Here is a 15,106-nt window from a genome sequence, read left to right as displayed (position 1 = left end):
TTTCCGAACGGACGATAAACGAGAGGAGACGCCGATGGCCGTCGATACATCCCCCCGCTCAACCACCTGGACCTATGTCGACGGTGAATGGCTTTCCGGCAATCCTCCGCTGATCGGGCCGACTTCCCACGCAATGTGGCTCGGCTCCACCGTTTTCGACGGTGCCCGTTGGTTCGACGGCATCGCGCCGGACCTTGATCTGCATTGCCAGCGCGTCAATCGCTCGGCCGCATCGCTGGGCCTCAAGCCCACCATGGCCGCCGAAGAGATCGAGGCGCTGACCTGGGAGGGCGTGAAGAAGTTCGACGGCAAGACGGCGATCTACGTCAAGCCAATGTATTGGGGCGAGCACGGCTCCTGGAGCGTCGTGGCGGTCGATCCGGAATCGACACGTTTCGCGCTCTGCCTGTTCGAGGCGCCGATGGGCAACGCTCATGGCGGCTCGTCGCTGACATTGTCGCCCTTCCGCCGGCCGACGCTCGAGTGCATGCCGACGGACGCCAAGGCCGGTTGCCTTTATCCAAACAATGCCCGGATCCTCAACGAAGCACGCTCGCGCGGCTTCGACAACGCGCTGGTGCGCGACATGCTCGGCAATATCGCCGAGACCGGATCATCCAACATCTTCATGGTGAAGGACGGCGTCGTCTTCACGCCGGCGGCCAACAGGACCTTCCTTGCCGGCATCACCCGCTTCCGCGTCATGAGCCTCTTGCGCGAGGCCGGCTTCGAGGTGGTCGAGACCACTTTGACGATGGCCGATTTCGAAGCGGCGGACGAGATCTTCACCACCGGCAACTATTCCAAGGTGCTGCCCGTGACTCGCCTGGATGCCCGCGACCTCCAGGCCGGCCCGATCGCCGCCAAGGCGCGCGACCTTTACATGGACTGGGCGCATTCGAGCCGGGACGTCTGACGGCGCGGACACGGGTTAGTCGCCGGCTCGTCCCAACTCGGAGAAATGCTCCGCCGACCGATCGCGCGACGACTGCTTCTCGTCGCGCCGGTCGCGAAGGGGCATGCGCATGCCCTGCCTTTGTTCCCGCCACGCCTCAGTCTGCGAGCGGACGGATGACGACATCAGCGGACGAGCGCGTCGTCGGCCCGTGGTAGACCGCCTCGATGTTGTTGCCATCCGGATCGAGGAGAAAGGCGGCGAAATAGCCGGGATGATAGGCTCGCTCGCCGGGCTCGCCATTGTCTTTGCCGCCATTCGCAAGGCCGGTCTCGTAGAACCGACGGACCGCATCCGGGTCGATCGCCTGGAAGGCGATGTGAACATGGCTGCGATAGCCTTCGCCCTGATCGATATAAAGTTCGTCGAATGCAATCGCCTGCTCGGTCTCGAACGTCGGCTGGTGGCCGAGAGCGGCAAGAATCGCGCGATAGAAACGCTTGCTGGCCGCGAGGTCTCCTGCCCGGAGATGCACATGGTCGAGCAGCCGTCCCTGATGGAATTCCATAACGTCCTCCGCTTGCGTGTTCTGCATGGACGCTGCAAGACATAGGACCCTTGTGCAGGATGTCGATGCGGCTGCCGGACAGGCGGAAACAAATGCAGCCTTCGAGGCGCCTGGAGCCGGCCTCTCCCGCGTCAGCGGGAGAGGGGAGCGTGGCCGGTTTTCACCGCGACTGTGCGCTTGTGCATCAAATAGGCCTGAAGCGAAGCGCCCGAGAGGAATATCACGAGCCAGACCATCAGTGTCGTCTGGACGATCGGCGACTCCGGTCCGCTCGCGAGCGGTTGCGAAGCAGGCAGTCGCGTCAGCGACTCATTGACGGCCGGCACGATCAGCAGGAAAAAGCTGAAGCTTAGTCCGAAGCTGGAGAGATAGGGCTTCAAACGGCCAAGTCTTTTTGTGCGGGCGGCGGCAAGGCTCCCCGCCACGGCGACAAGCGTCACGATGCCGAGTGCATGCCCCTCGTTGAAGCCGCCGGTGCTCGACAGTCCGAAGGATGTCAGGACCGAGAGTACCAAGAAGGAAAGATAGATCTTGCCCGAACGTGTCTCCGGCAGGATCGCACCGTGGCGCGCAAAGCCATAGAGGCCTGTGACGACTGGCGCGAGACTGATCGCGGTATGGACAATGCCGAGGGTGGAGAGGGGATTGGCCATTTTCCTGTTCCTTTGGTTGATAGACCGACTAGTTGGTCGATGTCGACTCAAAAAATGATGCGTTTATCTCTTCGGCCGCTGTATGATCTGTTCGACCGCACGGCGCGCAATTGCGGAGAATACTTCAGGGTCCGATCCTGCGACACGCGCTGCGAGCATGGCTCCATGAACGGTAGCCATGAGCATTTCCGCTTCGGCGGTCGCTTCCTTTTCCGTCTCCAGTTTGCCTGTCCGAGTTCCATCGTCGATGATGGCGGCAAGCCAAAAAGCAAGGTCCGAAAAGTGGCCCTGCACCTGCCGCACGACGCCCGCCGGCAGCGACGGAATTTCCGAGGCAAGCAGGGCACCGATGCAGAAAGGCTTTTCCTTTCTGCGGATGCAGTCTTCCCAATAGCCGATATAGGCGCCAAGCCGCTCAGCCGGGTCTGACACTACCGAAAGCAACTCTTCGACGCTGCGCCGATTCTTCGCGCGGTAACGAGCCAGAACCTTCTCGGCAAGGTCGGCCTTGGTCGGAAAGTGGTGATGGATCGTTGCCTTGCCGACGCCCACCTCGGCTGAAATGTCCGCATAGCTGAAGGCGTTGTAGCCCCTCGAAACCATGAGGTCCTCTGCCGCGTCCAGGATTTTGTCATATGTCTCGCTTGCCATGGCAAGAACCTACCGACTAGTTGGTCGGCAAGCAAGCGCCCGAATCTCACAAGGTCGTGACAAGCAGGCCCGCGCACCGCCCGCGGATGTCTTTGAGAGGCGGAAGCGCGGGTCACGTCATCGGCTTGTCAATTACGGTTTTGACACGGGTATCACCTGAGCGCCGATCTCGCCGCCGAGCTCCACGGCTTTGGTCCGCTTGTCGTAGACGCAAATCTGCGTGACGTTGCCGTCGCCGCCTTTCGGTTTGCCGGAGACGAGTGCCACTCCGTAGCTTTCGGTGCCGAAAGGATCCACTATCGCGCTGACGTCCTCAAGTGATTCGGCAGCCGCAATGCACTTGGCCGACACGTCTGCCCGAAATTCCTCCCATGCGTCGCCCGACGAGGCATGTGCCGCGCCGGTTCCAAGGCTTACGGCCGCAAGGAAGCTCAGGATTGAAGCAGGGCGTATCGGCATTTGGTTCCTCGTATGTGTTGCTGGAATGCGCGGGCAGGTAGCACGCCGATCGTGACGAGAATTTGCCAAAGAGAACGGCTCGTCAGAAACGCAACGAAAGTATTTTGCGTGTGGCAGAGAAATTTTGGCACCGCATCGGTTGCCTCGGTCTATGCCGGTGCCTATGTTCCCGCTCACAGATTTCCTTGACGAAATCCATACCAAGAGGAGATGCCACGATGGCTTTCGAATTGCCGAACCTTCCCTATGACTACGATGCGCTCGCCCCCTATATGTCGCGCGAAACGCTCGAATATCATCACGACAAGCATCACCTCGCTTACGTGACGAACGGCAACAAGCTCGCCGAGGACGCCGGTCTTTCCGGTCTTTCGCTCGAGGAAGTCGTCAAGAAGTCCTATGGGACCAACCAGCCGCTGTTCAACAATGCCGGCCAGCACTACAACCACATCCATTTCTGGAAGTGGATGAAGAAGGGCGGCGGCGGCACCAGCCTGCCGGGCAAGCTCGACGCGGCGATCAAGTCCGACCTCGGCGGCTACGACAAGTTCCGCGCCGATTTCATCGCCGCCGGCACCGGCCAGTTCGGTTCAGGCTGGGCCTGGCTCTCGGTCAAGAACGGCAAACTTGAAATCTCCAAGACCCCGAACGGCGAAAACCCGCTCGTCCACGGCGCGTCGCCGATCCTGGGCGTCGATGTCTGGGAGCATTCCTACTACATCGACTACCGTAACGCCCGCCCGAAGTACCTCGAGGCCTTCGTCGACAATCTCATCAACTGGGATTACGTGCTCGAAATGTACGAAGCCGCGACGAAGTAAGCGGCTGTCTCGACAGGCAATTCGGCCCGGCGCTTGCGCCGGGCCTTTTCGTTTTTGAGAGGCCTGCAGTTGCCCCCTCACCCTAACCCTCTCCCCGCAAGCGGGGAGAGGGGACTTTGGAGCAGAGCTTCGCCGCTTGGCCCTTCGCCCCGCTTGCGGGGAGAAGGTGGCGGCAGCCGGATGAGGGGTTTTCACGGTGTCGAAACAATTCGAAGTCCGAGCCTCTGCTTAGCCATCCTCCGCCTCAAGCGGCCGTGCGGCATTGGTCTTCCAGCCGCTGATCCAAAGCCGCCTGAGATCATTGCCCTCGCCGAGGAAGAAGTCGTCGACCGGTTCGCAATGCTCCACCCGGTCGGCGCGGAAGTTGCGGATGTCCTGCCGCAGTTCGCACCAGGCGACCATCATCGCGTGTTCCGAATAATAGATCAGCGCCAGCGGGCGCACGATGCGCTCGCTCGCCCGCCCGAGTTCGTCGCGATAGTCGAGCGCGAGCTTCTGCTCGTCGCGGATCGCGCGGCGAACCATGGCGAGATCGATGGCCGGCGGCGGTGCCGCAACGGTGCCCCAGGCGTGTAGTGCCTGGGACTGGAACGCCTGGCGCAGCGGCCCGGGGACGGCGCCGGTGATCTTCTGGTTGACGCGCCGCGCGGCCGCCTTCAGTTCCTCGTCGCCTGTGCGTGCCAGCAGTGCCAGCGCCAGCACGATCGCCTCCGTCTCTTCGATCGTGAACATCAGGGGTGGCAGATCGAAACCGGGCCTCAGGACATAGCCGAGGCCGCGTTCGCCTTCGATCGGCACCCGCATCGCCTGCAGGGCGGCGATATCGCGGTAGATCGAGCGCGGCGTCACCTCCAGCGTTTCGGCAATGTCCGCGGCCGTTACCGGCTTCCTGGCAAGCCGCAGGATCTGGATGATTTCAAACAGGCGCGACGCCTTACGCACGGAAAAACCTCCATCGCCGCAAAGGCTCCTGACAAATCCCTGTCAGTTGGGCAGCGATATAACATGTCTCAACGGATTGAAAAATCGACAATCCGGTCTCGCAGTCACACGGAAATCTCACGGACAACTGACATGAGTTACGCGGAAAACCTCTGGCTTTTCTTCACCCTTCTCTTCGGCATCATCATCGTGCCCGGCATGGACATGGTCTTCGTGCTGGCCAATTCACTGACCGGCGGGCGGGCTTCCGGCCTGTCGGCGACAGCCGGCATCATGGCTGGCGGCGTGCTGCATACGCTCTATGCCGCGCTCGGCGTCAGCGTCGTCCTGCATCTCGTGCCACAACTCTTCAACGTGCTGCTTGTCGCCGGTGCCCTCTATATCGCCTGGATCGGCTTCTCGCTGTTGCGCAGTTCGATCACCATCGGCGGGATCGAAGAGGCAGTGCAACTGTCGCGCTGGGCGAGCTTTCGCCGGGGCGCCCTGACAAGCCTGATGAATCCCAAGGCTTATCTTTTCATGCTGGCCGTCTACCCGCAGTTCCTTAAGCCGCAATTCGGTCCGATCTGGTCACAGGCCGCGGTCATGGCGATGATGATCGCGCTGACGCAGCTCTCGGTCTATGGCGGGCTCGCGCTTGCCGCCGGCCGCGGCCGTGATCTGCTTGTCGGCAGTCCGGGCGCAACGGTGGCAATCGGAAGGGCGGCCGGTTCCGTGCTGATTGCCGTTGCCGTCTTCACCGTATGGCATGGATGGGCCGCTGTCCGGTGAGGAAGCAGGCTGGCGGCCGCTCTCAAGTATTAATGCACGGCTGTCTTGTCCAAGCTGTTTCCGGCATATGGCCGCACGGTCGTTGGAGCCAAATTATGTTGAAATGACAAGAACATCAAAAAAATGTTACTTCCGTCGAAAGAGCAAGATGCCATCATGCCGCGCCTTCAACAGGAAGCCGCAGATGCGGATTCGAATGACCGGGAGACCATGATGAAGATACGAGCCTTTATGCTTGCTGCCGCCCTCGCAGGTTTAGGCGTCACTGCCGTAACGGCGGCCGACGAGCCGCAGGCGGTGCGCCAGCAGCTGATGAAGAAAGTCGGTAAAGCCGCCGGTGCGTTGAGCGGTATCGCCAAGGGCGAAAAACCCTACGACGCAGAGATCGTCAAGGCATCGCTGACGACGATCAGCGAGACGGTGAAGATCTTCCCGACACATTTCCCGGCGGGCTCGGAAACCGGCTTGGAAACCGAAGCAAGCCCGAAGATCTGGGAAAACATGGATGACTTCAAGGCGAAGGCCGCCAAGCTCGGCACCGACGCGAGCACGTTGCTTGCCCAGCTTCCTGCCGACAAGGCCGGCGTCGGTGCTGCCCTGGGCATTCTCGGCAAGGACTGTTCCAGCTGTCACGAGACCTATCGTCTGAAAAAGGACTGAAAGGCGTTCCTTCATTCTGACCGTTTGCGATGCGCCGGCCCCGCTGGCGCATCCTTCTTTGTCTTCCAGCATGAGGGAGGCCCGATGGGCCGGCGAACAACGAAACTGCTGTCTGGTCTGGTCGTGCTGGCTCTTGCCGGAGCCGGCGGTTCCTGGTGGCTGACGAAACCTGCGCCGTGGGACGACGGCCATTGGGAGGGGCTCGGCGAACCGGACCTCGCCAACGGCGAACAGGTTTTCTGGGCAGGCGGCTGCGTCAGCTGTCATGCTGCGCCGGGGGCACAGGATGATGCGCGGCTCGTGCTTTCAGGCGGCCGAGCACTGAAGAGCGCCTTTGGTACCTTCCACGTTCCCAACATCTCGCCCGATGAAAGCGCCGGCATCGGCGACTGGACGCTCGCCGAGTTCGGCAACGCCATGACGCGCGGTGTCGGGCAAAATGGAGAGCACCTTTATCCATCTTTCCCGTATGGTTCCTATGCGCGCATGACTGCCAAGGATATCAATGATCTCTGGGGATATCTGCAGACGCTGCCGAAGAGCACCAATGTGGCGCCGCCGCATGACTTGCCGTTTCCGTATAATATCCGCTTGGCGCTCGGCGGCTGGAAGCTCTTGTTCTTCAGCGACGAGCCGCGCGTCGAAGTGAATACGGCGGATGCGAAGCTTGCCCGCGGGCAGTATCTGGTCGAAGGTCCCGGCCATTGCGGCGAGTGTCACACACCGCGCAACGCGCTCGGCGGGTTCGAGACGGGCAGATGGCTGGCCGGCGCGCCAAACCCCGAGGGCGAAGGCCGCATCCCGAACATTACGCCGGGCTCGAAAAGTGTCGGCAGTTGGAGCGCGTCCGACATTGCCTCCTATCTGGAGACGGGTTTCACACCGGATTTTGATTCGGTGGGCGGTTCGATGGTCGACGTACAGAAGAACCTGGCAAGGCTTTCACCCCCCGACCGCGAGGCGATCGCCGCCTATCTGAAGGCGCTTCCGCCGCTTTGAAGGGTTCGCTACCGGGCTGCGCTAGCGTGCAACTGGAACCACCGCGTGTTCCTTCGCATAGAGCGAAAGATAATCGTCAAGCGCTGCGGAACCGAGGCCGAGCGCGTGGAAAACCTCGGCCGTGAAGCTGACCGGGGCCGTGCCTGCAGCAGTCACCAGCCGGCCGCTGCGAAGGGCCTGCGGTTGATCGCGGTAGTGCGGGTGACCGCGATAGCCGGCGACCGCCGAGAGACTTTCGGCCGAGTTGCCCGTGTGGTCCACGTCGTTGAGAATGCCGCTGGCGGCAAGCGCAAGCGTCGCCCCGCAAATCCCCGCGACGACGCGGTCCTTCCCATGGAAGGCATGGATCATCGCGGTGAGATTGGGTGCCGCTGCGGTTTCCCAGGTTGAGCCGCCGCAGAGCACAAGCGCGTCGAACTCCGCCGGGGCCAGCGTTTTCGTCGGCAGGTGCGGGGTGATGTGAAGGCCGCCCATCGACGTCACCACGGTGCCGCCTGGCGTGGCGATCAGCACGTCGAGCCCGAGCTCGGTGCGCGCCGTGGCCATCAGCAGCGCGCATTCCCAGTCGGCGAAACCTTCCGTCAGGACGATTGCGAGGCGCATGTGCCCTCCCGTTCAGCCAAGTTTCTGCATATAGCGCATGCCCGTGACAGGTCGAGGTACGAAGCGTTCGGATTCGTAGAAGCGATGCGCCTGGAAATTGCCGGTGGCGGCGCTGACGGAAAGATAGTCGCAGCCGGCCATGCGCGCCTGTTCGCGCGCCTTGGCAACGAGGTGCCGGCCGATGCCGGTGCCGCGATGGCCCGGACGCACGAAGAGGTGATGCAGTTCCATGCCACGCATGCCTTCGGCTGCCCGATAGGTCGGCACAAGGATGGCGTAGCCGATCAACTGGTTACCGGCTTCGGCGACAAGCGCTGTTATCCAAGGGGTGCGGCTGAAGAGATCGCGCTCAAGCCGTTCCGGCGCAAGCGGTGCGGCGTCGCCGTGAAGCGCCGCAAGCTCGACGATCATCTCGTGCAACTCACGAAGATCGCGCGGTTTGGCGCAACGGATCGTCACCATCGGCGGACGTACCGATGGCACCGGATGAAGGGAAGGGGTGGCAGTCTGCAACATTCTCGGCTCCTCATGGTTCTGCAGCCATCAGGTGCCGTGAAAAACAAAAGCCGCCTGATGGCGGCCTTGTTGAATATGATCAGCAGGCCGCTCCTATCGGAACAGCCAAAAATACACGCGGGAAATGGGTGCGTTCTTGATCATGCGCGTAGATTCGCCATTTCCGTGACTTTGTCAACGGGGATTCTTGCGCGGCGGGCCTCAGTGCTCGCTCTCGCACATCGAGTGGTCGGCGAGCGCCCGGATGACGTAGCAGTCGCCGATCTTATGGTCGCCATCACGGGCGACGATGCGTTCCAGTTCGCCTTCCAGCTTTCGCAGTCTGGCGATTTTTTCCCGCACCGCGGCGAGGTGTTCGTTGGCGATGCGGTCCGCCTCCCCGCAAGGGCGCTCCGGATGCTCGCTGAGCGCCAGAAGGTCGCGGATCGCCTCGATCGAGAGTCCCAGATCGCGTGCGTGGCGTATGAACGCCAGTCGTTCGAGCTCGCGTTTCTCGTAACGCCGCTGATTGCCTTCCGAGCGTTCCGGCGCCTCGATCAATCCCATCTGCTCGTAATAGCGAATGGTCGGGATCTTGACGCCGGTGCGGCGCGAAAGGTCACCGATCGAATACATGCTTTCGCCTCATATCTATAGTCGCTAGAGTATTTTACATAGGGTCGAGGCATTCTTCCATCAATAGGGCGTGGAGGCAGCGGAGGACTCGTCCTCGCCATATTTGCCGCTTAGCGATTTGCCTCGCACCGGTCGCTTGTCGCGACCGCCTCAGCAGGCAATAAATATTCGCTATCAATAATTTAGAGGTGTGTGTTGCAAAAGCCCCACACCCAGGACGGAGGAAGAACGTGCCCCTTTTTATCAATCGCCGCACGATGCTCGTCGGCTCCGCGATGCTTTGCCCGGCACTCGTTCTGCCCGGCACGGCGCGCGCCATTTCCGGCACAGATGATGATGCCTCGACGCGCCTTGGCGAACTCGAAAAACGCACGGGCGGTCGCCTCGGCGTCGCCGTCCTCGACACCGAAACGAACATCTCCTTCGGCCAGCACGAAAGCGAGCGCTTTGCCATGTGCTCGACCTTCAAGGCATTGGCCGCGGCCTGCGTGCTGGCCCGTGTGGATCGAGGTGAGGAAAAGCTCAATCGGCGCATCAAGTTCGGCAAGGACGCGCTGGTTCCCTATTCGCCGGTGACCGAAAAACATGTGGGTGGCGACGGCATGACGGTCGCCGAGCTCTGTGAGGCGGCGGTGACGCTCAGCGACAACGCCGCAGGTAACCTGCTGCTCGGAAGTTTCGGCGGGCCGGAAGGATTGACGACCTGGCTGCGGTCGATCGACGATCAGACGACGCGGCTTGATCGCACCGAGCCCGAACTCAACGAGGCAAAGCCAGGCGACCCGCGAGACACGACGACGCCGGCTGCCATGCTGGAAACCCTCGGCAACCTGACGCTCGGACCGGTTCTGTCGGAGAGCTCCCGCATGCAGTTCATCGACTGGATGGTCGCCAACAAGACCGGCGACGCGCGCCTTCGGGCCGGCATGCCGAAGGATTGGCGGATCGGCGACAAGACCGGGACGAGCGAGACCGGCGCGGCGTCGGATATTGCCGTTGTCTGGCCGAAGGATCGCGGGCCGATCCTAGTCGCGGTCTACATCGCCGAGGCCAAGGCGCCGGTGAAGGAACTCAATCCCGTATTCGCCGAGGTCGGGAGGATTATTGCAGGGATGGCTTGATCAGCCGACGGCATCAGGCGTCGACAGCGCTTTCGGCAATGTCAGATGCCGTCTCGCTGGCCTGTTCCTTGATGCCGAGACTTTCGGCGACGGCCCTGCGGATTTCTTCCTCGATCGCTGCGCGTTCCTCGGATGGCATCGCTTCCAGGCTTTCCTCCGTCAGCCCATGTGCTTCGAGATACTGCGCCCGGATTTTTTCGGCGAACGACATCTTCGACCATTCAAGGAACTCGTCGGCAACGGTCGAGCCGAACGATGACAGGTCACCGGTGATCGAGGAAGCCGCCGTTTCCTCCTTGGCGAGAGACATCCAGAGCGCGCCTGAAAGCGACGCGGAGGGTGAGGCGGGAGCAATCGTGGGCGGAGCGCGACGCTGCGCTTGGTCGCCGCCGGTTTCTTCGAGCGGGGGAAGGTTGCCCGGGGCGGGGCGGCGCTGCGAAAGGTAGTAGCTGGAAAGGCTGCTGTCGATTTTCATGGAAAATTCCCGGGTGTGAAGTCCGGGCGAGCTTGTCTATCACGGCTTGCGTGAACCTTTCCCACGCAATTCCCTGGTGAATTCAGGGCAGGTTGCCCGCAGGCGGGCAGTCGACGCCGATGACGTACGCCGTCGGCGACAAGCAATATGTGCTGATGGCTGTCGGCGGCCACGGTTCGGTCGGTACCAAGCCGGGCGATTACGTCATCGCTTACACCGCGAATGTTGCGAACGACTGAGGCAGGGGCTGCCGCTCAGGTGCCGCAAAAGGTCTGCAGCACTTCTTCGCCAGGCTCCGGCGGCGCAGCGTAGGCCGCATGCTCGGGTTGGTCGTCATAAGGCCTGGACGTCACGTCGAGTAACGCTTCGAACAGCGAGAAGTCCGCGTCGCTGATCGCTGCCTCGATCGCCTGTTCCACGCGGTGGTTGCGCGGAATGAATGCCGGGTTTGCCGTTCGCATCGACACGGCGCGCGCGCCGGCGTCGAGCGCTTCGCGGGTAAGGCGCCCGCGCCAGTCGCGAAGCCAGCGTGAAACCGCATCAGGCTTTTCGAAAAGCTCGGCGAGAGCCGGGTCTGCGCCCTTGTCTTCAGCCGATGCGGTGAGACGCCGGAAGACGAGGGTGAAGTCCGCATTTCCCTCATGCATCAGCGTGAGGAGCGATTGGACAAGATCGAGATCGCCATCCTCTTCGGTCGACAGTCCGATCTTGCGGCGCATTCCATCGAGCCAGTGCTTCTGGAAGATCGATCCGTATTCTGTCAGCGCGTCGTTGGCGAGGTTGACCGCGGTATCGGCAACCGGATCGAACAGCGGCACCAGCGTCTCAGCCAGACGGGCAAGGTTCCACTGGCCGATGGCGGGCTGGTTGGCATAGGCATAGCGACCGAACTGGTCGATCGAGCTGAACACCTTCTTCGGATCGTAGGCGTCCATGAAGGCGCAGGGGCCGAAATCGATCGTCTCGCCGGAGACCGCCATGTTGTCGGTATTCATCACCCCGTGAATGAAGCCGATGTGCAGCCAGCGGGCGATCAATGCCGCCTGCCGTGCGGCGACCGCCTTGAATAGTGAAAAATAGGGCTGTTCGCTATCCTTCGACTCCGGGTAATGGCGTTCGATCACGTAATCGGCGAGGGCCCTGACCGACTCCATATCGCCGCGCGCGGCAAAGAATTGAAAGGTACCGACCCGGATATGGCTTGCGGCGACGCGGGTGAAGACTGCACCGGGCAGGATTTGCTCCCGATAGACCGGCTGGCCGGTAACGGTGGCTGCGAGTGCACGGGTCGTCGGCACACCCAGCGCATGCATCGCCTCGCTGATGATGTACTCCCGCAGCACCGGACCAAGCGCGGCCCGTCCATCGCCGCGGCGGGAATAGGGCGTCTGGCCGGATCCCTTGAGCTGGATGTCGCGCCTGTTTCCGTTCCGATCGATCACTTCGCCAAGCAGGATGGCGCGCCCGTCGCCGAGCTGCGGGACGAAGGTGCCGAACTGGTGTCCCGCATAGGCCATGGCAAGCGGCTCTGCGCCGGACGGGACCTGATTGCCTGAAAAGATCGCCGCGCCATCACGTTCGAGCGCAACCGCGTCGAGGCCAAGCTCTTCGGCGAGCTTTCGGTTGAACTTGATCAGCCAGGGCTCGGCAACCGGTGTCGGCTCGACGCGAGCAAAGAAGTTCGCCGGCAGCCGCGCATAGCTGTTGTCGAAGGGAAAGGGGGCCGTTCCGGAGGCCGGCTGCGGGGTTACGTGGTTCGTCATTCTCGGTCCCGTTGCGTGTCCGCCGATAAGCCGCGCTCTACTGCATGATTCCTTAAATCGGAATCGATTTAAGGACAAAATCATGCAGCAATTCAGAGTGCTACAGCGACCCTAACGCGTCCGATTGGACGCGCGGCGCTGTAGGAACAAGTCTACACGAGCGCTGATTGTTCCGCGAGGCCGAGAGTTTATCTGTCGCCCCTCCGGTGTCATGCCGGAGGGGCGACGGCTTTGTCTCCAGGTCAGGCGCTGAGCGCCGTGCGAGGAAGGCAGGCTTCGCAGATCGCCGCGATGTGGCGATGGTCGGTGCCGCAGCAGCCTCCGAGCACCCGCAGTTGCGGCATGCGGCCGGTCAGCGACCGATAGCGCCGGGCGAGATCTGCCGGATCGCCTGCATCGAGCGTCTCGCTCTCGTCAAGTTCAGCGTGGCTCATCATCGAGGCATTGGCGCGAATCCCGCCGATCCGCTTGACCCAGGACTGGCCTTGGTCGAGTGCACCGTCGAAATGGCTCGGATGCGCGCAGTTGATCATGTAGTAATGCGGATAGCCGTCCGTCTCCGCGTCCACCGTCTCGATCGCATCCCGCAGTGACTGGCCGGTCACCAGCCGTCCATCGGTCTCGACCGTGAAGGAGATTGCGCAGGGCATACCATGCCTTCTGGCGGCACGAGCAATGCCGATACCCTCGGCGACATTGTTCAACGTAACACCTGATATCATGTCGGCTTCGCTTGCGGCGAACGTGGCAATCTGGGCCGCATGGTAGTCTTCGGCCTCGTCGGCCTTCATCCTGCCGGCCTTGTAGCCGTCGCCGCGTGGACCGACCACGCCATTGAGGACAATGGGCGCTTGCGGCCGCTCGTATTCGGTGCGCAACCCGGTCAGCAGATAGACCGCGTCGCGGTTGGCAGTTGCCAGCGCTTCCGCATCGTATCCGAGCTTCTCGCCCCAATCGGCATTGGCGCGCCAGGTGGCGGTGTCGAGCACGAAACCGGTATCATGACGTCGGGCGACGTCGAGATAGTGGGTGTAATATTGCAGAAGCTTCCGGCGGCCCTCGGCCGACGACAAAAGCACGAAGGAAGCGAAATGCGGAAGTTCGAAGCCGTCGTGAAAAATCAGCGTCGTCTCCATGCCACCATCGCTGAGGAATGTGCCTCCATTCAGCAGCGGCAAGTTTTCTCTGTACTTGGCCATCTCTTGCTCCATCCTCTTTCCTTTGATCTTCACGGGTTTTCCGTGCCAGGGATCGGATGAATTTCTGCCTTTTTATCATCTGCTAAACTAGAGGAGTTGCGGTATACTACGTGCGGAATATCCTGATATCGGTGTTAAAACAAATACTTGGCTGTCGAGTTTCGGTTGCGGCAGAGAACGCGACTGGCGTTTTCGGAGCGGAGAACCGTACCGGCGGTACAGGAGCGGACCATGCGAAAGGGTGAGGAAACGCGAACGAGGATCCTCGATGTCGCCGAAGCCGCCGTGCTGGCGAAGGGTTTCGGGGCAACCTCGATCGACGAGCTGATCGCCGAAACCGGCATTACCAAGAGCGGTTTCTTCTATCATTTCCGCGACAAGAACGAACTCGCCAAGGCACTCCTGGAACGCTACATCGAAAACGACGAACGGATCTACGACGAGATCTTCAGCCGGGCGCACGAGCTCTCGGATGATCCCCTGCAGGCCTTTCTGCTTGGCCTGAAGCTGCTGTCGGAATTGCTCTCGGACCTGCCGAACGGCCATCCCGGTTGCCTTGTCGCTACCATGTGCACGCAGGAACGCGCTTTCGACCGCGAGATCCAGGAGATCAACCGGCAGGCGGCGCTGATGTGGCGCCAGCGCTTCGGCGGCATGTTCCGCGAAATCATGTGCCACTACCGCCCGCGCGAAGCGCTCGACGCCGACCAACTGGCCGACATGGTCTCGACCGTGCTCGAGGGCGGCATCGTGCTGTCAAAGGCGTTGAAGGAACCGAAGAGCCTGCCCGACCAGTTACTGGTCTTCCGCACCTTCGTGCGGCTGCTGTTTCAGCCGATGGCGCAGGCCTGATGGGCTTCAGGCACCGCTTTCCTCGAGTTCCGCGGCCAGTTCGGCCAGTTTCCGGACGGTGTTGAGATTGCGGGCTGTGCCCGGCTTGAGAGCGGGCAATCTCAGCTTCGATTTTCCCGAGCCGTTGGGAAAATGGATATAAATCTCCCTACCGCTGATCTGCACCTCTTCGCCGTCCGGCGCGACGAGCTTGTCAAGCGCATCAGCGGGCGGCGGCTCGGGCAGGAAGGTCACCAGCAGAAAATTCGGCTTGGCGTTCGCAAACGGCGCCTTGTCGATGACCTTTTTGAGTTCGCTGCGGCTCCGCAAGATGACGCCGGGCGCTTTGCCCATCCGTTCCGCCAGTGCGTCCTCGAGCGCCTTCTGCACCTCGGCTTCGGAAAGCCCTGACCGAAAGAGCACATTGCCGCTCTGGATATAGGTCTTCACATCGGTGAAGCCGAGGCCCTCGCAAGTGGCCTTCAGTTCCGCCATCGGAAGCGTGCCGGTCCCTCCGACATTGATCGCCCGCAGCAGTGCGACATAGACCGGCATTTTCTTCCT

At 61.7% G+C, this 15,106-nt stretch carries 19 protein-coding genes; 7 read left to right on the top strand and 12 right to left on the bottom strand.

The genetic code is table 11. The annotated features are described in order from the left end of the window. Nucleotides 1-34 precede the first annotated feature (34 nt). Nucleotides 35-916, top strand: coding sequence for a branched-chain amino acid aminotransferase (locus tag QN222_RS14145; protein WP_283962694.1), 882 nt, complete (start codon nucleotides 35-37; stop codon nucleotides 914-916). Nucleotides 917-1,052: 136 nt separating this feature from the next. Here the strand turns inward: QN222_RS14145 and QN222_RS14140 are convergent, their stop codons facing one another. The 4 genes from QN222_RS14140 to QN222_RS14125 form a co-directional block, all read right to left on the bottom strand. Then, the gene (locus QN222_RS14140) at nucleotides 1,053-1,463 is read right to left on the bottom strand and encodes a VOC family protein (protein WP_283962693.1); all 411 of its coding nucleotides are present in this window, start codon (nucleotides 1,461-1,463) and stop codon (nucleotides 1,053-1,055) included. A gap of 131 nt (nucleotides 1,464-1,594) precedes the next feature. After that, nucleotides 1,595-2,116: a hypothetical protein gene (locus QN222_RS14135; RefSeq protein WP_283962692.1), complete on the bottom strand. Its 522-nt coding sequence runs from the start codon at nucleotides 2,114-2,116 to the stop codon at nucleotides 1,595-1,597. A gap of 63 nt (nucleotides 2,117-2,179) precedes the next feature. After that, nucleotides 2,180-2,767: a TetR/AcrR family transcriptional regulator gene (locus QN222_RS14130; protein WP_283962691.1), complete on the bottom strand. Its 588-nt coding sequence runs from the start codon at nucleotides 2,765-2,767 to the stop codon at nucleotides 2,180-2,182. Between the two features lie 132 nt (nucleotides 2,768-2,899). Then, complete coding sequence (locus QN222_RS14125) at nucleotides 2,900-3,226, bottom strand: hypothetical protein (protein WP_283962690.1); 327 nt, start codon at nucleotides 3,224-3,226, stop codon at nucleotides 2,900-2,902. 218 nt (nucleotides 3,227-3,444) lie between these two features. Between QN222_RS14125 and QN222_RS14120 the strand changes: the two genes are divergently transcribed. Continuing rightward, complete coding sequence (locus tag QN222_RS14120; RefSeq protein WP_180940478.1) at nucleotides 3,445-4,047, top strand: superoxide dismutase; 603 nt, start codon at nucleotides 3,445-3,447, stop codon at nucleotides 4,045-4,047. Nucleotides 4,048-4,275: 228 nt separating this feature from the next. Here the strand turns inward: QN222_RS14120 and QN222_RS14115 are convergent, their stop codons facing one another. Continuing rightward, nucleotides 4,276-4,989 (bottom strand): YafY family protein, encoded by a 714-nt coding sequence (locus QN222_RS14115; protein ID WP_283962689.1) that lies wholly within the window; start codon nucleotides 4,987-4,989, stop codon nucleotides 4,276-4,278. Nucleotides 4,990-5,121: 132 nt separating this feature from the next. Between QN222_RS14115 and QN222_RS14110 the strand changes: the two genes are divergently transcribed. The 3 genes from QN222_RS14110 (at nucleotide 5,122) to QN222_RS14100 (ending at nucleotide 7,419) form a co-directional block, all read left to right on the top strand. Continuing rightward, a complete protein-coding gene (locus QN222_RS14110) occupies nucleotides 5,122-5,760 on the top strand; it encodes a LysE family translocator (protein WP_283962688.1) in 639 nt (212 codons plus the stop codon). 213 nt (nucleotides 5,761-5,973) lie between these two features. Beyond that, nucleotides 5,974-6,420, top strand: a complete 447-nt coding sequence (locus tag QN222_RS14105) for a cytochrome c (RefSeq protein ID WP_283962687.1) — start codon at nucleotides 5,974-5,976, stop codon at nucleotides 6,418-6,420. A gap of 84 nt (nucleotides 6,421-6,504) precedes the next feature. After that, a complete protein-coding gene (locus QN222_RS14100; protein ID WP_284005476.1) occupies nucleotides 6,505-7,419 on the top strand; it encodes a cytochrome c in 915 nt (304 codons plus the stop codon). Between the two features lie 21 nt (nucleotides 7,420-7,440). On the opposite strand, the gene QN222_RS14095 is transcribed toward QN222_RS14100, so the two are convergent. From QN222_RS14095 to QN222_RS14085, 3 genes are all read right to left on the bottom strand, one after another. After that, nucleotides 7,441-8,022: a DJ-1/PfpI family protein gene (locus tag QN222_RS14095; RefSeq protein ID WP_283962685.1), complete on the bottom strand. Its 582-nt coding sequence runs from the start codon at nucleotides 8,020-8,022 to the stop codon at nucleotides 7,441-7,443. A 12-nt stretch (nucleotides 8,023-8,034) separates the two neighbouring features. Beyond that, entirely contained in the window at nucleotides 8,035-8,538 is a 504-nt protein-coding gene (locus QN222_RS14090; protein WP_283962684.1) for a GNAT family N-acetyltransferase, read from the bottom strand. A 201-nt stretch (nucleotides 8,539-8,739) separates the two neighbouring features. Beyond that, on the bottom strand, nucleotides 8,740-9,153 hold the full coding sequence (locus QN222_RS14085; protein WP_283962683.1) for a helix-turn-helix domain-containing protein: 414 nt from the start codon (nucleotides 9,151-9,153) through the stop codon (nucleotides 8,740-8,742). A 230-nt stretch (nucleotides 9,154-9,383) separates the two neighbouring features. Here QN222_RS14085 and bla point away from each other — a divergent pair, with 230 nt between their 5' ends. Then, a complete protein-coding gene (gene bla, locus QN222_RS14080) occupies nucleotides 9,384-10,274 on the top strand; it encodes a class A beta-lactamase (protein ID WP_283962682.1) in 891 nt (296 codons plus the stop codon). 13 nt (nucleotides 10,275-10,287) lie between these two features. On the opposite strand, the gene QN222_RS14075 is transcribed toward bla, so the two are convergent. From QN222_RS14075 to QN222_RS14065, 3 genes are all read right to left on the bottom strand, one after another. Next, nucleotides 10,288-10,749 carry a hypothetical protein gene (locus QN222_RS14075; RefSeq protein WP_283962681.1) on the bottom strand — a complete coding sequence of 154 codons (462 nt, stop codon included), beginning with the start codon at nucleotides 10,747-10,749 and terminating at the stop codon, nucleotides 10,288-10,290. A gap of 254 nt (nucleotides 10,750-11,003) precedes the next feature. Further along, nucleotides 11,004-12,512 (bottom strand): protein adenylyltransferase SelO family protein, encoded by a 1,509-nt coding sequence (locus QN222_RS14070; RefSeq protein WP_283962680.1) that lies wholly within the window; start codon nucleotides 12,510-12,512, stop codon nucleotides 11,004-11,006. Nucleotides 12,513-12,754: 242 nt separating this feature from the next. Next, a complete protein-coding gene (locus QN222_RS14065; RefSeq protein ID WP_283962679.1) occupies nucleotides 12,755-13,711 on the bottom strand; it encodes a homocysteine S-methyltransferase family protein in 957 nt (318 codons plus the stop codon). Between the two features lie 231 nt (nucleotides 13,712-13,942). Between QN222_RS14065 and QN222_RS14060 the strand changes: the two genes are divergently transcribed. Continuing rightward, a complete protein-coding gene (locus tag QN222_RS14060; RefSeq protein ID WP_283962678.1) occupies nucleotides 13,943-14,563 on the top strand; it encodes a TetR/AcrR family transcriptional regulator in 621 nt (206 codons plus the stop codon). A 6-nt stretch (nucleotides 14,564-14,569) separates the two neighbouring features. On the opposite strand, the gene QN222_RS14055 is transcribed toward QN222_RS14060, so the two are convergent. Beyond that, entirely contained in the window at nucleotides 14,570-15,097 is a 528-nt protein-coding gene (locus QN222_RS14055; protein ID WP_283962677.1) for a DUF1697 domain-containing protein, read from the bottom strand. Between the last annotated feature and the right edge of the window lie 9 nt (nucleotides 15,098-15,106).

Origin of the sequence: Sinorhizobium sp. 6-70 (assembly GCF_030124375.1) — a bacterium.
Classification (GTDB): Bacteria; Pseudomonadota; Alphaproteobacteria; order Rhizobiales; family Rhizobiaceae; genus Sinorhizobium.
Note: the sequence above shows the minus strand (reverse complement) of the source record. Positions and strands in the feature narration are given on the sequence as shown.